Annotated in this window: 20 protein-coding genes; 7 read left to right on the top strand and 13 right to left on the bottom strand. The window is 44.6% G+C overall.

Annotated features, from left to right (window positions below; translation table 11 throughout):
* Positions 1–66: 66 nt before the first annotated feature.
* Positions 67–1236, top strand: coding sequence for a formate-dependent phosphoribosylglycinamide formyltransferase (gene purT, locus H6A28_RS00205; RefSeq protein WP_022354587.1), 1170 nt, complete (start codon positions 67–69; stop codon positions 1234–1236).
* 117 nt (positions 1237–1353) lie between these two features.
* A complete protein-coding gene (locus H6A28_RS00200; RefSeq protein WP_204474917.1) occupies positions 1354–1605 on the top strand; it encodes a cyclomaltodextrinase C-terminal domain-containing protein in 252 nt (83 codons plus the stop codon).
* Positions 1606–1769: 164 nt separating this feature from the next.
* On the opposite strand, the gene H6A28_RS00195 is transcribed toward H6A28_RS00200, so the two are convergent.
* From H6A28_RS00195 to H6A28_RS00180, 4 genes are all read right to left on the bottom strand, one after another.
* Positions 1770–3668, bottom strand: a complete 1899-nt coding sequence (locus H6A28_RS00195; protein ID WP_204474918.1) for a RecQ family ATP-dependent DNA helicase — start codon at positions 3666–3668, stop codon at positions 1770–1772.
* Between the two features lie 6 nt (positions 3669–3674).
* Entirely contained in the window at positions 3675–5396 is a 1722-nt protein-coding gene (gene recJ, locus H6A28_RS00190) for a single-stranded-DNA-specific exonuclease RecJ (RefSeq protein WP_204474919.1), read from the bottom strand.
* 233 nt (positions 5397–5629) lie between these two features.
* A complete protein-coding gene (locus H6A28_RS00185) occupies positions 5630–6823 on the bottom strand; it encodes an aminopeptidase C (protein ID WP_204478515.1) in 1194 nt (397 codons plus the stop codon).
* Between the two features lie 33 nt (positions 6824–6856).
* Positions 6857–8248 (bottom strand): aminopeptidase P family protein, encoded by a 1392-nt coding sequence (locus tag H6A28_RS00180; RefSeq protein WP_204478514.1) that lies wholly within the window; start codon positions 8246–8248, stop codon positions 6857–6859.
* A gap of 131 nt (positions 8249–8379) precedes the next feature.
* Here H6A28_RS00180 and H6A28_RS00175 point away from each other — a divergent pair, with 131 nt between their 5' ends.
* Positions 8380–9246: a patatin-like phospholipase family protein gene (locus H6A28_RS00175; RefSeq protein ID WP_204478513.1), complete on the top strand. Its 867-nt coding sequence runs from the start codon at positions 8380–8382 to the stop codon at positions 9244–9246.
* Between the two features lie 60 nt (positions 9247–9306).
* On the opposite strand, the gene rny is transcribed toward H6A28_RS00175, so the two are convergent.
* The 3 genes from rny to H6A28_RS00160 all read right to left on the bottom strand — a co-directional run bounded on the left by rny (position 9307) and on the right by H6A28_RS00160 (position 11574).
* Entirely contained in the window at positions 9307–10842 is a 1536-nt protein-coding gene (rny, locus tag H6A28_RS00170) for a ribonuclease Y (protein ID WP_204474926.1), read from the bottom strand.
* Between the two features lie 106 nt (positions 10843–10948).
* Positions 10949–11254: a cell division protein ZapA gene (locus H6A28_RS00165; RefSeq protein ID WP_204474927.1), complete on the bottom strand. Its 306-nt coding sequence runs from the start codon at positions 11252–11254 to the stop codon at positions 10949–10951.
* Positions 11255–11280: 26 nt separating this feature from the next.
* The gene (locus H6A28_RS00160) at positions 11281–11574 is read right to left on the bottom strand and encodes a hypothetical protein (protein ID WP_204474928.1); all 294 of its coding nucleotides are present in this window, start codon (positions 11572–11574) and stop codon (positions 11281–11283) included.
* 210 nt (positions 11575–11784) lie between these two features.
* On the opposite strand from H6A28_RS00160, the gene queD reads away from it, so the two are divergent.
* Both queD and H6A28_RS00150 read left to right on the top strand, forming a co-directional pair.
* A complete protein-coding gene (gene queD / locus H6A28_RS00155; RefSeq protein WP_204474929.1) occupies positions 11785–12117 on the top strand; it encodes a 6-carboxytetrahydropterin synthase QueD in 333 nt (110 codons plus the stop codon).
* Positions 12104–12649, top strand: coding sequence for a 7-carboxy-7-deazaguanine synthase QueE (locus tag H6A28_RS00150; RefSeq protein WP_204478512.1), 546 nt, complete (start codon positions 12104–12106; stop codon positions 12647–12649). Before queD ends, H6A28_RS00150 begins: the two co-directional genes overlap by 14 nt.
* Before the next feature lie 329 nt (positions 12650–12978).
* Here H6A28_RS00150 and H6A28_RS00145 read toward each other — a convergent pair whose 3' ends face one another.
* The 6 genes from H6A28_RS00145 to H6A28_RS00120 all read right to left on the bottom strand — a co-directional run bounded on the left by H6A28_RS00145 (position 12979) and on the right by H6A28_RS00120 (position 19506).
* Positions 12979–13710: a LytR/AlgR family response regulator transcription factor gene (locus tag H6A28_RS00145; protein WP_204474931.1), complete on the bottom strand. Its 732-nt coding sequence runs from the start codon at positions 13708–13710 to the stop codon at positions 12979–12981.
* On the bottom strand, positions 13707–14786 hold the full coding sequence (locus H6A28_RS00140) for a sensor histidine kinase (protein WP_204474933.1): 1080 nt from the start codon (positions 14784–14786) through the stop codon (positions 13707–13709). Before H6A28_RS00140 ends, H6A28_RS00145 begins: the two co-directional genes overlap by 4 nt.
* Before the next feature lie 144 nt (positions 14787–14930).
* A complete protein-coding gene (locus H6A28_RS00135; RefSeq protein WP_204474934.1) occupies positions 14931–16151 on the bottom strand; it encodes an ABC transporter permease in 1221 nt (406 codons plus the stop codon).
* 19 nt (positions 16152–16170) lie between these two features.
* Positions 16171–16917 carry an ABC transporter ATP-binding protein gene (locus H6A28_RS00130; RefSeq protein ID WP_204478511.1) on the bottom strand — a complete coding sequence of 249 codons (747 nt, stop codon included), beginning with the start codon at positions 16915–16917 and terminating at the stop codon, positions 16171–16173.
* 12 nt (positions 16918–16929) lie between these two features.
* Positions 16930–18150 (bottom strand): efflux RND transporter periplasmic adaptor subunit, encoded by a 1221-nt coding sequence (locus H6A28_RS00125; protein WP_204474936.1) that lies wholly within the window; start codon positions 18148–18150, stop codon positions 16930–16932.
* Positions 18151–18162: 12 nt separating this feature from the next.
* On the bottom strand, positions 18163–19506 hold the full coding sequence (locus H6A28_RS00120) for a TolC family protein (RefSeq protein ID WP_204478510.1): 1344 nt from the start codon (positions 19504–19506) through the stop codon (positions 18163–18165).
* 142 nt (positions 19507–19648) lie between these two features.
* Here H6A28_RS00120 and H6A28_RS00115 point away from each other — a divergent pair, with 142 nt between their 5' ends.
* Together H6A28_RS00115 and H6A28_RS00110 are read left to right on the top strand one after the other, a co-directional pair.
* Positions 19649–19867, top strand: coding sequence for a DUF4492 domain-containing protein (locus H6A28_RS00115; protein WP_204474938.1), 219 nt, complete (start codon positions 19649–19651; stop codon positions 19865–19867).
* Between the two features lie 37 nt (positions 19868–19904).
* Positions 19905–21401 carry a cytochrome ubiquinol oxidase subunit I gene (locus tag H6A28_RS00110; protein WP_204474939.1) on the top strand — a complete coding sequence of 499 codons (1497 nt, stop codon included), beginning with the start codon at positions 19905–19907 and terminating at the stop codon, positions 21399–21401.
* The last annotated feature ends 10 nt before the right edge of the window (positions 21402–21411 follow it).

The following is a 21411-nucleotide window of genomic DNA, read 5'->3' as shown; positions in this document are numbered from 1 at the left end:
GGTCATGGTATAAGGTCCGAAGAAAAATATTATCTTTGCAGGAAAGAAGCATAAACCTTATAATATATGACTAAAAAAATACTTTTGTTAGGTTCCGGAGAACTTGGTAAGGAATTTACCATTGCAGCCCAGCGCTTGGGCCAGTATGTGATTGCGTGTGACTCTTATGCAGGTGCACCGGCTATGCAGGTGGCAGATGCGTGCGAGGTATTCAGTATGTTGGATGGAGAGGCTTTGGACCGTGTGGTAGAAAAGTATCATCCGGATATCATTGTTCCTGAAATAGAAGCGATACGTACTGAACGGTTGTATCACTTGGAAAAAGAAGGCATACAGGTGGTGCCGAGTGCGCGTGCGGTGAATTTTACCATGAACCGTAAGGCTATCCGTGATTTGGCTGCCAAGGAACTGGGCCTGAAAACAGCGAAGTATTTTTACGCTTCCTCTTATGAGGAGCTGAAAGAGGCTGCCAATAAGATTGGTTATCCGTGTGTCATCAAACCGTTGATGTCATCTTCCGGCAAAGGCCAGTCAGTAGCCAAATCTGAAGAAGATTTGAAGTATTCATGGGAATATGGATGCAACGGTAGCCGTGGCGATATCAAGGAACTGATTGTAGAGGAATTCATTCATTTTGACAGTGAAATCACTTTGCTGACAGTGACCCAGAAGAACGGACCGACGTTGTTCTGTCCTCCTATCGGTCACGTACAGAAGGGAGGAGACTATCGTGAAAGTTTCCAGCCGGCTCACATCGCACCCGAACATCTGGCTGAGGCACAGCGTATGGCTGACAAAGTGACAAAAGCACTGACAGGATATGGTTTGTGGGGAGTGGAATTCTTCCTGAGCCATGAAAACGGAGTATATTTCTCTGAACTTTCTCCGCGTCCGCACGACACGGGTATGGTGACTTTGGCCAATACACAGAACTTGAACGAGTTTGAGTTGCATCTGTATGCTGTACTGGGATTGCCTATTCCGGGTATTACGCAGGAACATATCGGTGCAAGTGCAGTCATTCTTTCTCCGATTGCCAGCCAGAAGGCTCCGCAGTACAGAGGCGAGGAACTGGTTTGTTCTCAGCCAAATACTTACCTCCGTATCTTTGGTAAACCGACCACCCGTCTGAACCGCCGTATGGGAGTAGTGGTATGCTACGATAAGAACGATGGCGATTTGGATGCGCTTCGTGACAAGTGTAAGTCACTGGCTGCTAAGGTAGAAGTGTACTAAGCAGTTGATTTATGTCATGAAAAGTGAATAAATACACGAATTTCTTTACTGTTTGGTTTATAACTTATGCGTGAAATGCATATATTTGTCCCCGCAAAATTAAACTAAACAACGTATATGGCAGAAAGCAAAACAGTGAAGTATCATATTCCTCAGCGAGGAATATATATGTATTCTCATGTACATGACGGAAAAACTGAAATGATTGTGCTGAATAGTACGAGTGATGAGCAGACACTAGCTGCTGAGTACTATGGTGTCTTGACTAAGGATTCTAAAGAAGGTAGAGATGTATCGAGCGGAGAGAGAATCGATTTGACAAAGAATCTCGTAGTTTCTCCTCGCAGATCATTGATTATTGAATTCTAATGAAATTTTCATAAAAACGGCGGAAGGGTTTTCCTTTCCGCCGTTTTTTTATGTTTTCCTCTTAGAGATTTGTTTATGGTGGGTGGAGTCTCACCCTCATGAAAGGGAAGGATTGTCAGTCTGGTAATTTTTCTTTTAAGGAGGGTGGTTAGCGTTGATAAGGTTTAGCATTGTAATCGCCCGTTCTCCTGCCGGATGATTTCTTCTGACAGTAGGTAAGAAACTACTTTGGTGAGTTGTTCTTCTGGTACATCTACCATTCGGATCTTCAGTTCTTGCAAGGAAAGAGATTCCATTTCCAGCAGCGAGCGTATCTGGCGACTGATTTCGTCAAACTGGCTTTGTCGTAATCCGGAATGGTGGTGCTGGAGGCATACATCACATTGTCCGCAATTGTGCTCATTCTTTTCTCCAAAATAATGCAGCAGCATGCGGCTCCGGCATTTGTTTTCGCTTTCTGCATATTCAATCATGGCTTCGATGCGCCGGCGATAACTTTCTTTTCGATCTTCGTATACTTCTCTGCTCAGGTAGATACGGTCGGTTTCCTGCCGTTCACGAGTGTAGATAATATAAGGTGTCTTTTTCCCGGGAATATAGTGGAGAATGTGCTGCCTGGTGAGAAAGAGAAGGGTTTCGTAAATTTGTTGCCGGCTCAATCCTGAACGGTTAGACAGAAGTTCCTCATTAATGTAGGCATAGTCGGTAAACAGTCCGGTGTATGTTCGCAACAGGATGCGGATGAGTTTTTCCGTATCTTCATTCTGTTCATGGATGCGGTACAATTCTTCTTTGGTGATGGTGAACATGATTCGGGAAGCGTTGTCCTGTTCGTCCGTGTATTCCAGGTAGCCAGCGCGGGTCAGGATTTTCAAGGCACTGTCGGTTTGTACGGGAAAATGCTTGAAGTTGTGGCAGAATTCATCCAAGTTAAAGGCAAAGGTACATCCCAATCCGTCTCCCATGGCCATCTGGTAGTAGAAATTGATATCTTCGTACACTTTTCGGATATAGTCTTTCTCGGGAAAAGTATCACTGATTCGCTGTTTGAGTGTGATTTTGTCGCGGGGACAGAACAGTAATACTGCGTAAGCTTTCAAGCCGTCGCGTCCAGCTCTTCCGGCCTCCTGAAAATAGGCTTCGGGAGAATCAGGTACGTCGGCATGAATCACCAGACGTACATCAGGTTTGTCAATCCCCATACCGAAAGCGTTGGTGGCTACCATCACGCGATATTCTCCTTTCAGCCAGGCCTTTTGCCGTAAATCTTTGGTCTTGTCACTGAGTCCGGCATGGTAGAAAGTAGCCGTGATGTGATTCCGGTTGAGGAATTGGGCAATTTCCTTGGTTTTTCTTCGGTTGCGGGTGTATACGATACTCGAGCCATTGACCCGTTGTAGGATATGTAACATCTCGCCGTCTTTGTCTTCGGTGTGTCGGACAATATAGGCCAGGTTTTTCCGTTCAAAACTCATGCGGAACACATTCTCCTGCCGGAACTGAAGGCGTTCCTGAATGTCCTTGACCACTTCCGGAGTGGCAGTAGCCGTCAGGGCAATGACGGGAACTCCTGGAAGCAATTGTCGTATCTCCGCGATTTTCAGGTATGCCGGTCGGAAATCGTACCCCCATTGAGAAATACAATGTGACTCGTCGACCGTGATGAGGCTTACCTGCATGCTGCGGAGTTTCATCTGAAAGATTTCCGTACCCAATCTTTCCGGAGAGATATAGAGAAACTTGTAATTACCGAAAATGCAGTTTTCCAAGGCAATCAGAATCTCTTCACGCGTCATACCGGAATAGACAGCCGTGGCCTTGATTCCTCGTTCGCGCAAGTTGCGTACTTGGTCTTTCATCAGGGCAATCAGGGGGGTAATGACCAGGCACAATCCCTCCTGTGCGAGGGCCGGTACCTGGAAAGTAATGGATTTACCTCCTCCTGTGGGCATGAGTCCCAAGGTGTCACGGCCTTCACCGACGCTGCGGATAATGTCTTCCTGTATTCCACGGAAGTGATCATATCCCCAGTATTGTTTCAGGATTTTCAGATAGTCAGGCATGCGGAATCAACTGCGGCTGGGCTTGATGTCTTCTATCTGCAACTGAATCTCCCCTCGCTTGTGGGTATTTTCTTCAATCGTGTAGCAGATATTGAACGACTGTTTGGTTTTGATGTAGCGGACTTGCGAACTTTGTCCGAAAGCAATTCCGTTCATGACGTTGTTCGATTTGTTGTCTACCAGCTCCAGTTTGATATGCTCCTGGTCCCGACCCACTACCTTGCTGGTACCGTAGTCGTAGACATTCAGCGTGGCAAAGATCGGCTTATGATTTTCCGGCCCAAACGGATTGAACTTCTTCAAGTCGAAGAAGAATTTCGGCGTGATGTCCCTGAAATCCAGCTGTGCATCAATCTGAATGGTAGCATTGGTCTGTTCCGGAAGAATGTGGTTGGTGACGTACTCTTCAAACCGACGGGTGAATTCCGGCACGTTTTCCACTTTCATGGAGAGGCCGGCCGCATAGGTATGACCGCCAAAGTTTTCCAACAGGTCGCGGCAATACTCAATGGCTTTGTACACGTCGAAACCGGATACAGACCGGGCAGAACCAGTCGCCAAGTTGTCGGTACGTGTCAGTACAACGGCTGGGCGGTAGTAGATTTCCGTCAGTCGGGAAGCCACGATGCCGATGACTCCTTTGTGCCAGTCTTCATTGAAGATGACAATAGAACGTCTTTCGGATAAGTCAGACAAGTTGTCGACAATCTTGTTGGCCTCTTCCGTCATGCTCTTATCCAAATCCTTTCGGGTTTCATTGTAGCTGTTGATGCGGTTGGCTTTCTTCAGTGCGGCAGCAAAATCTTTTTCAATCAACAGATCTACGGCTTCTTTTCCGTTTTGGATTCGTCCCGATGCATTGATGCGTGGTCCGATTTTGAAGACAATGTCGCTGATGGTGAGTTCTCTTTCGGCCAGTCCGCATACGTCAATAATGGCCTTCAATCCGATGCTCGGATTGGCGTTGAGTTGTCGTAGCCCGTGATAGGCCAGAATACGGTTTTCTCCCATAATGGGTACAATATCAGAAGCAATACTCACCGCTACCAAGTCGAGGAGGGGAGTCAGCTGATGGAATTCAATGCCGTTGTTCTGGGCAAAGGCCTGCATGAACTTGAAGCCTACTCCACATCCGGAAAGATGCTCGTACGGGTAAGTAGAATCAAAGCGTTTGGCATTCAGGATGGCTACGGCTGGAGGAAGTACTTCATCGGGTACGTGATGGTCGCAGATGATGAAATCAATGCCTTTTTCTTTGGCATAAGTGATTTCCTCGACTGCCTTGATTCCGCAATCCAATACAATGACAAGTTTGACACCTGTTTCATACGCATAGTCTACTCCTTTTTTTGACACACCATATCCTTCGTTGTATCGGTCGGGAATATAGTAGTCTATGTTCGAATAGAACTGTTGTAGAAACTTGAAAACAAGGGCGACGGCGGTTGTTCCGTCGACGTCATAATCTCCATACACTAAGATTCGCTCCTTTCTCCCCATCGCCTGATTCAGCCTTTCCACGGCCACATCCATGTCTTTCATCAGGAAGGGGTCGTGCAGGTCATTCAGTTGCGGGCGAAAGAACCGTTTGGCCTCGGCAGCTGTGTGTATGCCTCTTTCTTGCAGCAACTTGCACAAGATAGGACTGATTCCTATTTCTTTGGCGAGGGCTCTAGCTGCTTCTCTTTCTTGAAGTGTAGGAGGTTGATAGTTCCATTTGTAGTTCATTTATATATGTTTTTTCTTTTTTTCTGCTAACCAAGACCTTGCGTTGTTCCCGGCAAAGGATACGAGTATGCTTGCTGTCGGATTTTTATTGGCAAAGCCTTTTGTCGGGAAAATCAGCTTTCTCGACTTCAATCCGTAAAATTAGTAAAAAGAAAGAAAAAAAGCGGCTCATTCCTTCTTAAATTTATGGAATGAGTCGCTTATTATTTATAATTAGTCTATATACTAATATCTTATAATCCTAATTTCTTAGCGATGTCTGCCGGGATGGCTTTCTTGTGGACCAAGATGTTCATGGTTTTGTATTTGACAAATGCTTTAGAAGCGTACCAGATACCTTTGTATTTTCCGCTCAAGCCCCATGAGTTCTTTACCATATAGTATTCTTTGCCGTTCTGGTCTTTTGCGATACCGTAGATAAGCATACCGTGGTCGTCTGTAGTTTCCCAGTTGTCGAAGGCAGTCTGACGCATTTCCTGAGTGACATTGATTTCAGGAAGAGGTTTGCTGGTTAGCTCTTTGCGTCTGTCTGATTTACTCAGTCCCAGCCAGCGTGCCATGTCGGAACCAGTCAGTTCTGCACCTTTTGCTACGTCCGGGCATACAGCTACACCGTCACGAGTGAATCCTTCTTCACTGACGTCTGCACCCCAGGCAAAAGTGTATCCGTTGTTAATGGCGTTGTCCATTACTTCCATCAGTTCGTCGATCGGAAGGTTATATGACAAAGCGTTGCGCCAGTTGTCCTGTACCTCGATGCTGAACGGTTGGTAGAAAGGATGATGTGTATATGAAGTCAGTGATACATAGTCGTCCATGTTCAATCCTAATACTTCATCGGCAAATGTTCTCGGAGTATAAGTTTTGCCTTTGTAAGTAAATTCTTTCGGGCATTCTCCCAAGTAAGTATCATAAATGGCGGTTACACCTTTTTTCCATACTGGAGTCAGTTTTCTTTGTTTTCCTTTTCCGATAGCTTCAACGTAAGCACCTGCTACTGCATCCAGTTCGTTGTGGTTAGGAAGAGAATCTCCGTATTGGATACCCGGCATAACATCCTGTGGTACCATACCATAGTTTTTGTAGCAATATACGATGTCTTCAAAGCTTCCGCCCGGAGAGAATGAAGCGTCACCGTGATAACGTACATAGTTTACGGCACGGTCTTCCATTGTTTTGTGTACCACAAACATTTCAGACAGGTCGAATTCTCCCTTTCCAGTGCGGAGGAGTTCAGATTCCAGGAAACCGATGCTGGAGAATGACCAGCAAGTACCTGACTGATTCTGGTTCTTTATAGAAGTGATAGGGTTTTCTTTTACTGTGGTGAAAGTGAATCCTTCTTCTGCCTTGTCTTTCTTAGGAATCTTGGCATACATGCTTCCGAAGCAGAGTCCTGCTGCGGCCAATAAAATTAGTTTGTTCATTGTTTGATAAAATATTATAGGTTAATAAAACATTTATTCATTCATTATCGCTTCCACTTCCTCAAAGGTGATAGGAATATGCTTTTCGCCTAAGAATCTAGAACCGTTATCTGTAATCAGAATATCGTCTTCCAGACGGATACCACCAAAATCTTTGTATTTCTCGATGGCTTCGAAGTTCAGGAAGTCGGTATGCAGTTTTTCTGCTTTCCACTTGTCAATGAGGGCCGGAATAAAATAGCATCCGGGCTCGTCGGTGATGACAAATCCTTTTTGCAAACGTCGTCCCATACGGAGAGAAGCCAGTCCGAATTGAGTGGAAGGTTGAACTTCATCGTCATAGCCCACGTAGCACTGACCCAAATCTTCCATGTCGTGTACGTCCAGTCCCATCATGTGTCCCAATCCGTGGGGAAGGAACAAGGCATGCGCTCCTGCGGCTACGGCATCTTCCACATTTCCTTTCATCAGACCCAGTTCTTTTAAACCGTTGGCCAGTACCTTGCAAACTTCCAGGTGTACAGATTTGTAAGTTACTCCCGGACGAGCCAATTCCAGTGCCTTGTCGTGGCAAGCTAATACGATGCCATACACATCTCGCTGGCGGCTGGTGAATTTTCCGCCTACTGGGATGGTACGTGTGTGGTCGGAGCAATAATAGTTCATCAGTTCGGCTCCGGCATCGGTCAGCATCATCCGACCTTCCTGCAAAATATGACTGTGGTCATGGTTGTGGAGTGTTTGTCCGTTTTGGGTCAATATGGTAGCGAAAGATACCATACGTCCGTAAGACGAAGCAATTCCGTCGAGTACACCGGCGATGTATTGTTCTGATACCCCAGGTTTGCACAGGCGCATGGCTGCTGTATGCATTTCATATCCCACGTTGCAGGCTTTGTCGATTTCTGCAATTTCGCAATCTTCCTTTGCAGCTCGCAGTGAGATAACTGCCTTGATGAGCTCGAGCGACGCATGATGTTTGGTCATGGAAGCTTTGATACCCGTCAACTCTTCCAACAGCAGCATGTTGTCGTAGCGGTAAGGCGGGAGAAAATGAATGGCTCTTTTTTGGGCGATGGCTTTTCCCACAAAATCTCTCAGTTTGTCGAACGGGAAGCTTTTTTCAACTCCTACCTGCGCTGCCAGTTCCTGTACACTGGGCTGGGGACCCATCCAGATGATGTCGTCCATGTCCACATCATTGCCAAAAAAGTATTCCGTTCCGTTGTCGATGTCAATGATGCCTGCATAGCCCGGATGAGAATGTCCAAAAAAGTAGACGAACGAGCTGTCTTGACGGAATTTATATGTATTGTCTGGATAATTGGCGGGTGCTTCGTTGTTCCCAAGAATGAGGATGATGCCGTTGCTCATTTTGTCTCTTAGAGCCTTCCGGCGTTTCTGATAAGTAAGCGAATCAAACATATTCATTTCATTTTAATATCACATCTGTGAAAATTATGTTGCAAATGTAGTAAATAAAATAGAAAAAATAGCGTAAATGTATTGGAAAAACATATATTTGCAAATCCAAGGTTACTTTAAAAAAGCGACGTATGAAACTAGACTTTGAAAAAACAGGATTGGTTTTAGAGGGTGGAGGCATGCGTGGTGTGTTCACGTGCGGAGTGCTGGATTTCATGATGGATCATCATTTGGAATTTCCCTATGTGATTGGTGTTTCTGCTGGGGCGTGTAATGGTTTATCTTACATGTCACATCAGCGTGGGCGAGCCAAGTTCAGTAATATTGATATGATGGCACAATATCATTATATTGGGCTGAAATATTTATGGTATCAGCATAGTATACTGGATCAGCACTTGCTTTATGATTTATTTCCCAGCCAGATTGCACCTTTTGACTATGAGGCCTATTTCAATAATCCGGCGCGGTTTGAGATGGTTACCACCAATTGTGTGACGGGAAGGGCTTGTTATTTGGAAGAAAAAAAAGGGCGCGACAGGGTGCGGTTGGTAGATATCGCCAAAGCTTCCAGCAGTTTGCCCTATGTGTGTCCTATTGCCTATGTAGACGGTCGGCCGATGTTGGATGGGGGAATTGTCGATTCTATTCCGGTGTTGCGTGCGATTTCACAAGGGTTTGAACAGAATGTGGTGGTGCTGACTCGTAACAGAGGATACCGAAAGTCAGAGAAAGACATTCGTGTGCCTCGTTTCATCTATCGTCGTTATCCTCGGTTGCGTCTGGTGCTCAGCAAACGGTGTGCTGCATACAATGAACAGTTGGACTTAGTTGAAAAACTGGAGGATGAAGGACGTATCATCGTCATTCGTCCAGAGAAGAAAGTGGTGGTAAACCGGATAGAGAAAGATGTGAAAAAATTATCTGATTTGTATGAAGAAGGTTATGCGTGTGCAGAAAAAGTGCTGCTGCCTTTCTTGGAGGAAGAAAAGAAATAAAGAGTGTTGGGATGAAATAAAAAACCGGAATCTTCTGATTCCGGTTTTTTATTGTGGATATTATTTGGCGAAGCTGACCGCACGGGTTTCACGGATAACCGTGATTTTTACTTGTCCCGGATAAGTCATTTCGTCTTGAATCTTCTTGGCTATTTCAGTGGACAGGCTTTCTGTCTGTTTGTCGTCAATCTTGTCAGCTCCTACAATGACACGGAGTTCACGACCGGCTTGGATGGCATAAGTTTTGGTAACTCCCGGATAAGACATGGCAAGTTGTTCAAGATCGTTCAAACGTTTAATATAAGCTTCTACAATTTCACGGCGTGCACCTGGACGGGCTCCGGAGATGGCATCGCAGACTTGTACGATAGGAGCCAGCAGACTAGTCATTTCCACTTCATCGTGGTGAGCTCCGATGGCGTTACAGATATCGGGTTTTTCTTTGTATTTTTCTGCCAGTTTCATACCTAACAGTGCGTGTGGCAATTCAGGTTCTTCATCAGGTACCTTACCAATATCATGCAACAGACCGGCGCGTTTTGCTTTCTTCGGGTTCAATCCCAGTTCTGAGGCCATTACCGCACACAAGTTGGCCGTTTCACGGGCATGTTGCAACAAGTTTTGTCCGTAAGAAGAACGGTATTTCATCTTACCGATGATACGAATCAGTTCCGGATGCAGACCGTGGATACCTAAGTCGATGGTAGTACGTTTACCTGTTTCAATAATTTCGTCTTCTACTTGCTTGCGTACTTTAGCTACTACTTCTTCGATACGTGCCGGGTGGATACGTCCGTCAGTTACCAGCTGGTGCAAAGCCAGACGGGCAATTTCACGGCGGACTGGGTCGAAGGCAGAAAGTACGATGGCTTCCGGAGTATCATCCACTACGATTTCCACACCGGTTGCAGCTTCCAATGCACGGATGTTACGGCCTTCACGTCCGATAATACGTCCTTTGATTTCATCTGATTCTATATGGAATACTGTGACAGAATTTTCAATGGCAGTTTCAGTAGCTACTCGCTGGATAGACTGAATTACGATACGTTTCGCTTCACGGTTAGCGGTCAGTTTGGCGTCGTCCATGATATCATTAATATAAGACTGGGCCTGTGTCTTGGCTTCTTCTTTCAATGATTCTACCAAACGTTCCTTTGCTTCTTCTGCAGAGAGTCCGGAAATCGTTTCCAGTTTTTCTCTTTCTTGAGACTGCAGGTTGTCCAGTTCTTCTTTTTTCTTTTCAATGATTACCAGCTGTGCGTCGAGATTTTCTTTAATGGCTTCTGTTTCGTTACGTTTACGCTGGAGTTCCTCGTTTTTCTGGTTGAGCACCATTTCACGTTGTTTCAGCTTATTTTCTGCCTGTTGGATTTTTTGGTTCCGCTGAGCAACTTCTTTTTCCAGATCCGCTTTTTTATTCAAGAATTTCTCTTTCACTTCCAGAAGCTTGTTTTTCTTGATTACCTCAGCCTCTGTTTCGGCTTCCTTAATAATGGTGTCATATTTCGTCTTCAAGCCGTACTTAAAGAATCCATACGACAATGCACCCCCCACCAGGAAGGCCACAATCGCTAGTATTACTGTCGTCAACATTATAATTAATTTAAATATATAAATAAAAAACGCATAAACTTTTCCGTTGGAATTCCTTCGGTACAAGCTTATGCGTGAAATTAGCTCTAAAAATATATCTATCTCTCTATAAACCTTTGTCCTGACTTTGTTGGATGCATCGTTCGATATCCTCGTTCAGTTCTTTTATTTTTTCCATATACGGACGGGTATCATTCCGGTCTTTCATGGAAGTATTTTCATACGCTAAATCGAGTGCCACCATCTTCCAGTGTTGTATACTGTTGAATTCAGGAAATGCACTGCGGTATTTATTCAGTTTATAGTTAATCTGTCTGGCAGCTTCTCGATATCCTTCCTCTTCCGACGGGAATATAGAGACGGGATAACGTTCGTTGTCAATTAGTAGATTAAATCTCTTTTTTTCGTCCATAAAAGTATATACTTCACCGTTTTGTCTTATTCATTCAGCAAAGCGATGCATTTATCGACTTCACGCACAAGTTTTGCCAGTCTTTGTTTGGTATCTCGGAGGTCATTGTCGTTGATACTGAGAATACGGGCATTTTTCAAATTGATATACTTAGTTTCCAATTCTTTTAAACTGTCCTTCAATTCGTTTATTTCAGCATTTTTCGCATCAAGCTCTTTCCTTAATGAAAGATTTTCTTTTTCCAATCCTTCGTGAAGAAACAGCAATTGTCGTAGCTTGCCTTCGAAAGTATGCAACAGTTTTTTGTCCTCTTCCGTCATCCGTATATCAAAAAAGTATATACAAATATACTGTATTGGTTGGAATTTCAAAAATATTTGTTGCGGATTTTATTAAAATTTGTGAGATTGAGTGGTTACACAAATCTTTGCATGCGATTTTTTTTCTGTCTGATAATTCTTTTTACCTTTGTGATTGCATTGAGGTGACATTAGATGCGGAGTTTTTAATCTTTTAAAAATTAAATTGTTATGTATACTGTTATTAAGCGGATGGAGATTTCTGCCTCGCATCGTTTGGAACTTTCTTACGAAAGCAAGTGTGAGAACTTGCATGGTCACAATTGGATTATCACCGTCTATTGTCAGTCGGAACAGTTAAATGAAGACGGGATGGTAGTTGACTTTACGCATATTAAGAATGTGGTGAAAGGGCAGTTAGACCATAAAAACTTGAATGATGTGCTGCCTTGCAATCCGACTGCTGAGAATATTGCCCGATGGATTTGTGCACAAGTGCCTCATTGTGTGAAAGTAGAAGTCTGCGAATCGGAAGGAAATACTGTGATTTATGAGAAAGATTAATGAGATTTTCTACAGTCTTCAAGGGGAAGGTTTTCATGCGGGTACTCCAGCCGTGTTTATCCGTTTTTCCGGGTGTAATTTGAAATGTGATTTTTGCGATACACAGCATGAGCAAGGTGTCCTGATGTCGGACGAAGATATTTTGGCGGAAGTAAGACGTTATCCTTGTCGGATGGTGATTTTGACAGGGGGAGAGCCAGGCTTATGGATTGATGATTGTTTCGTGGAGGCGTTGCACGAAGCCGGTAAATATGTTTGCATTGAAACCAACGGCACTTGTGTGCTTCCTAAGGCGATTGACTGGGTGACTTGTTCGCCTAAACAAGGGACTAAGTTGCGAGTGGAACGGGTGGATGAGATAAAGATTGTTTATCAAGGTCAGGAGGTAGAGTCTTATTTGCAGATTCCGGCTTCTGCCTATTTTTTGCAGCCTTGTTCATGCACGAATACCTTGGAAGTGGTGGATTACATTAAGTTACATCCCGTTTGGCGTTTGAGCTTGCAGATTCATAAATTGATTGCGATTCCTTAATATATTCATGCAAAATGTAAGAATATGCAGTTTTGTCTTGTTGACGTTTTTTAATAACTTTCTCAAAGAGATTTGTTAATAAATCTATTTTTCAAATGGCTTGAGATGCTTTTGAACAATAAAAAAGATACTCCTGCTAATCACTATTAGCAGGAGTATCACAACACAAAAACTAAACTAGACTTAACTAAACTATTCTAAAGGAAGTTTCACAACTTCCGCTTTTATTATGTACGCTACAAATATAGGATTTAGATTTGTTGTAACCAAAGAAAATCGATAAAAAATTGAATTGTTTCAGAAAAAAATGTTGGAAATACAACAAATTCTCAAATAGTATGTTTATTAACATAATTTTGGAGGTCCTGCTTGTAGCTGTCCGATATCGGAATGTAGTCTTTCCCAAAAACAATTCTTCCTTTTTCTATAATTTTTATTTTTTGTTTTTGTACGATGAAAGACCGGTGTATGCGGATAAACCGGTTGGCAGGCAGTTTGTCTTCCATCATTTTCATGCTGACCAATGAAAGAATGGGGCGTGGGTTGTCTTCGAGATGAATCTTTATGTAATCTTTCAGCCCTTCAATATAGAGAATCTTATCCAGCTCAATTTGAATCAGCTTATAGTCACTCTTTACATAGATGTATTTCTGGTCGTCGGATGATTGCACATCGTTGGAAGCGTTTTCTGCTTTCTGGCAAAGTTCAAACCATTGCACGGCTTTGTTGACGGCTGTCATGAAATCCGTGTAGCTGATGGGTTTGAGCAGATAGTCGAGTGCATTGACTTTATAGCCGTCCAAGGCATACTGTCCGAAAGCGGTTGTAAATATGATGCGGGTGGTATTCGGAATGATTTTAGAAAATTCAAGTCCGTTCAGTTCCGGCATCTGAATATCCAGAAAGATGAGGTCTACCGGATGTTCAGTCAGAAGTTCCATGGCCTGAATGGCGCTGGAGTATGCTCCACACAGTTCCAGTGAGGGGGTTTTCTTTACATAGCTTTCCAGCAATCCGAGAGCCAGCGGCTCATCATCTATAATGGCGCATTTGATTGTCATGGTATGATTGGTTTATTGTTAGTGTCAGGAATGTCAATGATGAGTATTGAACTGTATTCTTTTTGGTCGGGACTGACTTGGTGCTGCCATTCATAATGACCGGCGTACAGCAATTCCAGCCTTTTGCGTACTTGTTCCAATCCAATACCCGATCCACTTTTGTCGGTAGCGTTTTTAGGATAGTTGCTGTTGCGTATTATGCAGTGGATTTTATTTTCTTTTTCCACCAGGGTAATGTCAATGAAACTTGGGCTGGTGGGAGATACTCCATGCTTAAAGGCATTCTCAATCAGTGAAATGAACAGCAAGGGGGCTACCGGGCTCTGACTGTCCGGACGAATTTGGAAATGGGTACTGATTTTCACTTGCGAGGAAACTCGGATGCGCATCAGTTCGATGTAGTTCCGTATGAAGTCTACCTCTTTGTTCAAGGGAACAAATGTTTCCTGGTTGTCATACAGTACATAGCGTAATAATTTGCTGAGTTCTTGAATGGCTTGTTGGGCTTTTTCTGTGTCGAATGCAGTAAGCGCATAGATATTATTCAAGGTATTCAGCAGGAAATGAGGATTCAACTGGTTACGCAGATTCTTGAGCTCGGCCTCCGTACGGCTTTTTACGGCTTCACGGCGTGCCAGTTCTGTGGCACTCCAGCGAAGACTCATTCGGATGGCTACACTCAGTCCTACCATAAAGATCATGCTGGTGATGTCTCTTATATAAAAGATGTATTGAGGTGGCAGATAAGGACGAGGGCGTACGGGTGGGGGAAATGCCATCATGTTGTGCCAGTAGCGCAATCCAATGGAAACTATAAAAATGAGTGCAATGTTCAGTAGAATGAACCGTCCGATATGTTCTTTAAAAAGTATGGTGGGAATTAAAATCAAATAGTTGATATAGAAAATGACAAAGAAGGAAAGAGAGACTCCAGAATGATTGATGAATTCCTTCCAGTTAATGTTTCCATTGTCGTGCTGCGTAAAAAATAACGGAAATCCGAAAAATAATCCCCAGCATATGGTGTGGATGGTCAGTTCCAACAGGTATTGTTTGTTATGAGTGAGGTGTGTCATACAGATAGGTTTAAAGCAAAGATACGATTTTTTTAAGAAAAGTCCGGCCGTCGCATGCAGTAAATACGTTGAATTATTTATTGCAGAGATAGACGGCCGGACAGGAAACCAAAGTTATGAAGAACAAAGTAGTTTCATTATGTTTTATTCATAGCGTAATGCTTCAATCGGATCCAAGTCGGCGGCTTTCTTGGCCGGATACCATCCGAAGAACACACCGGTAAGGGTACATACGGCGAATGACAGCAATACACTCCATGGCTGGATGAATACAGGCCAATGGGCAACCGTCTTGATGACGAAGCTGGCTCCACAGCCCAGAATCACTCCAATCAATCCTCCAGTAATACTGATAAGGATGGATTCTATCAGGAATTGTGACAGAATATCTATTCCCCTTGCACCCACAGACATACGAAGGCCAATTTCACGGGTACGTTCGGTGACACTGACATACATGATGTTCATGATACCGATACCTCCTACTACCAAAGAGATTCCTGCGATGCAGGCCAGCAAGGTGGTCATCAAGTCGGTAGTGGTATTCAGCATGGAACTCAGTTCCTGCTGCGTACGTATAGTGAAATCATCATCGTCTGTTTCTTTCAGTTTATGTTCTCTTCTGAGGATATTCGTGATTTCGTCAACGGCTTCTTCCGTCATGTCTTCCGTCAGAGCGGAGGCAAAGATACCACTCAGGTAGGTCTGTGCCAGCAGACGTTTCATTACCGTGCTGTAAGGAGCCAGTACCACGTCATCCTGGTCCATACCCATGGAGTTGTATCCTTTTGATTTGAGCACCCCGATTACGCGGAGGGGAACCTGGTTGCAGCGGATAATCTTTCCAATCGGGTCTTGTCCGTCGGGGAACAGGTTGTCTACAATGGTTTTACCAATGACACACACTTTTGCTGCCGTGCGGATATCTTCTTCTGTAAACATATCCCCTTGTTCTACAGTCAGCTGACGGATGGTCAGATAGCCAAGGCTTACTCCGCTCACCGAAGAAGGGTAGTTGTTGGAGCCGGAAATCAGCTGACCGGAAGCCGAAACATCCGGGCTGATAGCCGACAAGTACATACATTCATCACGTAAAGTCTCATAATTCTCCAGTTTCAGCGTTTGCATGCTCGACGGGTCCTGACGGACACCTCCTCGCATCTCGGCTCCCGGATGAATCATGATCATATTGGAGCCCATTTCGGAGATTTGTTTTTGGATGCTCCGTTTGGAGCCCTGTCCGATGGCCAGCATGGCAATGACGGAAGCTACTCCGATAATGATTCCCAGCATGGTCAGGAAAGCACGGAGCTTGTTGTTGGCCAATGCCCGGAAGGCTATTTTAAAAAGGTTTGTTCCATTCATAAGTCATCTCGATAAATTATCAATCATCATCATTTTTCGGCAGGGCAGCCAGTGCTTCCGCAGCCGAAAGAATATGGGGGTTCGTTACGTCTTCAATGACATGTCCGTCGCGCAGTCGGATATTGCGGCTGCTGTATTGTGACAAATCCGGATTATGTGTCACGAAGATGATGGTACGTCCTTCCTTGTGTAGCTTCTGGAAAAGGACCAGAATCTCGAAAGAAGTACGTGTGTCCAGGTTACCGGTCGCTTCATCGGCCAGGATAACTGCCGGATTGTTGACCAGTGCACGTGCAATGGCCACACGTTGCATCTGTCCACCGGACATCTGGTTGGATTTATGCTCCAGACGGTCGGCCAGTCCGACAGCCTTCAAGGCTTCAATGGCTCGGCGGCGACGTTCAGCGGCGCTGACAGCACTGTTGTACATCAGCGGGAGTTCTACATTCTCTACGGCTGTCGTTTTTGGCAGCAGGTTGTAGTTCTGGAAGACGAATCCGATTTTCCGGTTTCGCAGTACCGCTCTTTGCGGTTTGCTCATCGTGCGTACGGATACCCCGTCAAGAAGGTATTCCCCACTGGTCGGCGTGTCCAGGCATCCCAATGTGTTCAGGAGGGTGGACTTACCGGAACCGGATGTACCCATGATGGTCACGAACTCTCCTTCCTGGATGCTGAACGAGATGCCACGTAACGCATGTACCGTTTCATCGCCCACTTGGAAATTTCGTTTGATATTTTGTAATTCTATGACAGTCTTTTTCATGACAGTATCTCCTTATTTTTGTTTCTTCTTGTCGCTTCCCGGAGGGCCTGGCATGAACGGGCTTCTTTCTCCGTCGGCAGAAGCTTCAGGTGCTGCATTTGCAAATCCTTTCAATACCGTTTCTGTGACAATCGGAGTGCCTTCGCTGATACCTTCCAGGATTTCCGTGTGGCTTCCGTCGCTCAGACCGATTTTTACAGGGTGTGCTGTGAAACCGTTAGCATCCATGGTCCATACTTTGTGTTCACCTTCACAGTCAGTGATGGTCTTTTTGCCGATTAGATTTTTTTCTGGAGTGAAGCGCAATGCTTTGTTGGGAACCACGAGTACATTGTCACGTGTATCCGTATAGATGGTTACATTGGCGGTCAGTCTTGGTTTCAGCTTCAGGTCCGGATTGTCGGCAGTAATAACTACCTCATAAGTGACTACCGTTTCACTGCTGGTACTGGTACTGCTGGAGCTGCTGCTGTTGGCACTGCCCAGTCGGATTTGGTGAACTCGTCCTTCAAACACATCATTTGGATAGGCATCTACAGTGAAGGTCACTCTGGCACTGTCTTTCACTCCCGCAATATCGGCTTCGTCCACATCGGCCACTACCTGCATCTTGGTCAAATCGGCAGCGATGGTAAACAGGGTCGGTGTTTCGAAACCAGATGCTACGGTCTGTCCTTCTTCTACGTCCTTACTGGTAACGATACCATTGATAGGAGAGGTGATGGTAGCGTAAGAAAGGTTTCGTTCTGCCTTTGAAAGAGCGGCCTGACTTTGTTCGAATGTACTCTTGGCACGTTCGTAGTCATAGGTACTTTGCTCGTAGTCGGTTTCACTGATCAGTTGCTTTTCATGTAGCTTTTTGTTTCTCTCGTATAGTTTCTTTTGGTAATCGTATTCGGCTTTTGCACCGTCGTATGTAGCTTGCGCTGATTGTAAATCACTGAGCAGGGTCACTCTATCCATCTCGGCTATCACTTCCCCTTCTTTTACTACCGAATTATAATCTACGTATATTTTATCAATGATACCTGATACCTGTGTACCGACCTCCACTTCAGTTACAGGTTCGATGGTTCCTGTAGCTGTAATGGAGTTGCTGATATTACCTTTTGCTACTGTTTCGGTGACGAAGTCTACTTTGCCTTGTGCGCTCTTCTTGCCAAAAATCCAGTATCCTGCCACAGCCAGTACAATTACGACGCCAGCTGTGATAATTATTTTTTTCTTGTTCATATTGTTAGGTTATTATAATTCAATGTCTTTTCCTGCATAAAAATCAAGTAGTGTACGATTCAATATAGCCATATATTTGGCTTGAATCCGCTGCTGCTGTGCGCTGAGCAGGTTATTTTTTTCTGTCAGTAGTTCTACGGTATTCTTCATACCCAGTTTGAACTGTTCGTTGACCATATCAAAGCTGGTTTGGCTGCTTTTCAGCTTGACTTCGGCTGCGGCATACTGCTGCTGTGCATTTAGTGCGTCCAGCCAGATGGTTTCAATGTCTGTGTACAATCTTTTCTGCTTATCCTGAAGATTCAGTAAGGAGGAATTGTATTGGAACTGTGCTTTTTCTACCGCACTTTTGGTTTGGCGATTGTTGAAAATCGGTACGCTGATATTCAATCCAATCATGTTGTTCCAGCCATATTTCATTTGCTGTACCCAGTTGTTCTGGCTGGAGTTGTTGGTCATACTGGAGGTAGAGGCCGACAGGCTGATAGTCGGGAAGTAGCCGCTTTTGGCAGAAGAAATGGCCAGCTTGGCATTGTCAATGCTCAGTTTGCTGCTCTGTATTTCCGGGCGGTTGGCCAGGGCCGTTTGGTATACATCCTCCTGACTTGGAAGCAGCAGCATTACTTTGGCATCATCCAGTACCGGAAGTTCCAGTTCCATTTCGGCGGTACCGTCCAGTTCCAGCATCTGTTTCAGCTGAAGCTTGTAGTTTCTGAGTGAACTTTCGGAAGTTATCAGCTGATACTCGTCGTTTCCAACCTGTGATTCCAGCTGTGCCAGATCTGCTTTGGAGATGCTGCCCTGGTTGAACAGCTCCTTGGCCCGCTCGTAAGTAGCTTTGCTTACTTCCAATGTTCCTTTATTGATGTTTACTGATTCGTCTGCATAAAGAATTTGAAGGAAGAGTTTCGTAATCTCTTCTTTGAGAGTATTTTCGGTTTCTGCCACACTCAGTTCAGCTATTTCCTGATTTTTCTTTTGCTGTTTGATGTTGTTCAGGCGCTGTCCACCATTCCAGAGAGTCCATTGTGCCGACAAGCTGTAACTGCCGTTATAAGTAGTTTTATTGTTACTGCTGATAATTTCCGTTCCACTTACAGTGGCACTGTTCTGCTGGTAAGGACGGTTCACCACATTCTGTCCGGTGTTGAATGAAAGGCTCGGGAAAAGTGCAGCCTTTGCTGTTTTCACATCCACTTCGCTTTCCTGTAAGGAAATTTTATTTTGCTGCAGTTGGATGTTTTTCTCCAGTGCATAATTTATGCAGTCTTCGAGCGACCAAGTTTGTTTTTCCTGCGCATTGGCTGATAGAAAAGTCGCGAATGCGGCGAAGAAAATGAGTTCTCTTTTTTTCATATTTCGTTGAATTTTTACATTGCAAATGTATTCCTTTATATATAGAAGCGCAAAACAGATAGATTTTTCCACAGAATATCTCGATAAACTCTTGTTTTTTCCCGATAAAGCATTTACTTTGTAATCATTATAAAACTACATTATGATTAAAAACACTATCATTCGAATTTTTCATTTTTACCGTGACGGTTTTCGGGAGATGACTATCGGCCGTACGTTGTGGGCCATTATCCTGATTAAACTGTTTGTCATGTTCTTCATCTTGAAGTTGTTTTTCTTTCCTTCGTTCCTGAGTGGAAAGAGTGAGACGGAAAAGCAGGACTATGTGGGAGTGGAACTGACCGACCGGATGGCAGAATAATTATACCTTATTATATTAACCGATAAAGTGATTTTTTATGCTTGAAACAATCGACACTTCGATGATTGACTGGTCGAGGGCACAATTTGCCTTGACGGCCATTTACCATTGGTTGTTTGTGCCATTGACATTGGGCTTGGCCGTGATTATGGCAACTATGGAGACACTGTATGTGCGTACGGGTAATGAATTCTGGAAACGCACTGCAAAGTTTTGGATGAAACTTTTTGGAATTAATTTTGCCATCGGTGTGGCTACCGGCTTGATTCTGGAATTCCAGTTTGGTACCAACTGGAGTAATTATTCCTGGTTTGTGGGGGATATTTTCGGAGCCCCGCTGGCCATTGAAGGTATTCTGGCCTTCTTTATGGAAGCTACCTTTGTGGCTGTGATGTTCTTTGGCTGGCACAAGGTGAGCAAAGGATTCCATTTGGCATCTACTTGGCTGACCGGATTAGGAGCCACAATTTCTGCCTGGTGGATTCTGGTAGCCAATTCCTGGATGCAATATCCCGTGGGAATGGAATTCAATCCAGAAACCATGCGTAATGAAATGGTCGATTTCATGGCTGTGGCGTTCTCTCCGGTGGCTGTCGTGAAATTCTTCCATACCGTGTTGAGCAGCTGGATGGTAGGAGCGGCTTTTGTCATCGGTATCAGTGCCTGGTATCTGATTCGTAAGCGTGAAAAGGAGTTTGCCTTGGCCAGCATGAAGGTGGCGGCTGCTATTGGACTGTTTGCCGCTTTGGTGACTGCCGGAACGGGTGACAAGTCTGCTTATCAGGTGGCACAGGTACAGCCAATGAAACTGGCTGCCATGGAGGCACTCTATGAAGGAGGTACGCACGAACCGCTTACGGTGGTAGGTGCCATCAAAATACCGGAAATGCTTTCTTTCCTGGCTACCCACAGCACTTCGGGCTATGTGCCGGGTATCAATGATTTACAGAACGGTGGTTATACGTTGCCGGACGGCTCTACCGCACTTTCGGCTGAAGAGAAAATGGCCAACGGTAAGAAAGCCATTACAGCTTTGGCGGATTTTCGCAGAGCAAAACAGCAAGGCGATGAATCGGCCATGCAGATTGCCCGCAGCGCGTTGGATGAATACATGCCTTATTTCGGTTACGGATATATTCAGGATAAGGATACTTTGGTTCCTCATGTTGGACTGTTGTTCTGGTCATTCCGGGTGATGGTCGGCTTGGGAATGTATTTCATCCTGTTCTTCCTGGTAATCCTGATCTTGGTTTGGAAGAAACAGTTGGCTAAGCTGAACTGGTTGCATTGGATTGCCTTGTGGAGCATTCCGTTGGCTTACATTGCCAGTCAGGCCGGATGGATTGTGGCCGAGATGGGACGTCAGCCCTGGACCATTCAGGACTTGTTGCCCGTCAATGCGGCCGTTTCAAAACTGGAAACAGGTTCCGTACAGACCACATTCTTTATTTTCCTTGTGATGTTTACCGTACTGCTGATTGCGGAAATCGGCATCATGGTAAAAGCCATCCGTAAAGGACCGGATGAAAAATAAACTAACCGAT

The organism is Bacteroides mediterraneensis, from assembly GCF_016900355.1.
Classification (GTDB): Bacteria; Bacteroidota; Bacteroidia; order Bacteroidales; family Bacteroidaceae; genus Phocaeicola.
The sequence above is the reverse complement of the archived record's forward strand: the minus strand, read 5'-3'. Positions and strand labels throughout refer to the sequence as shown.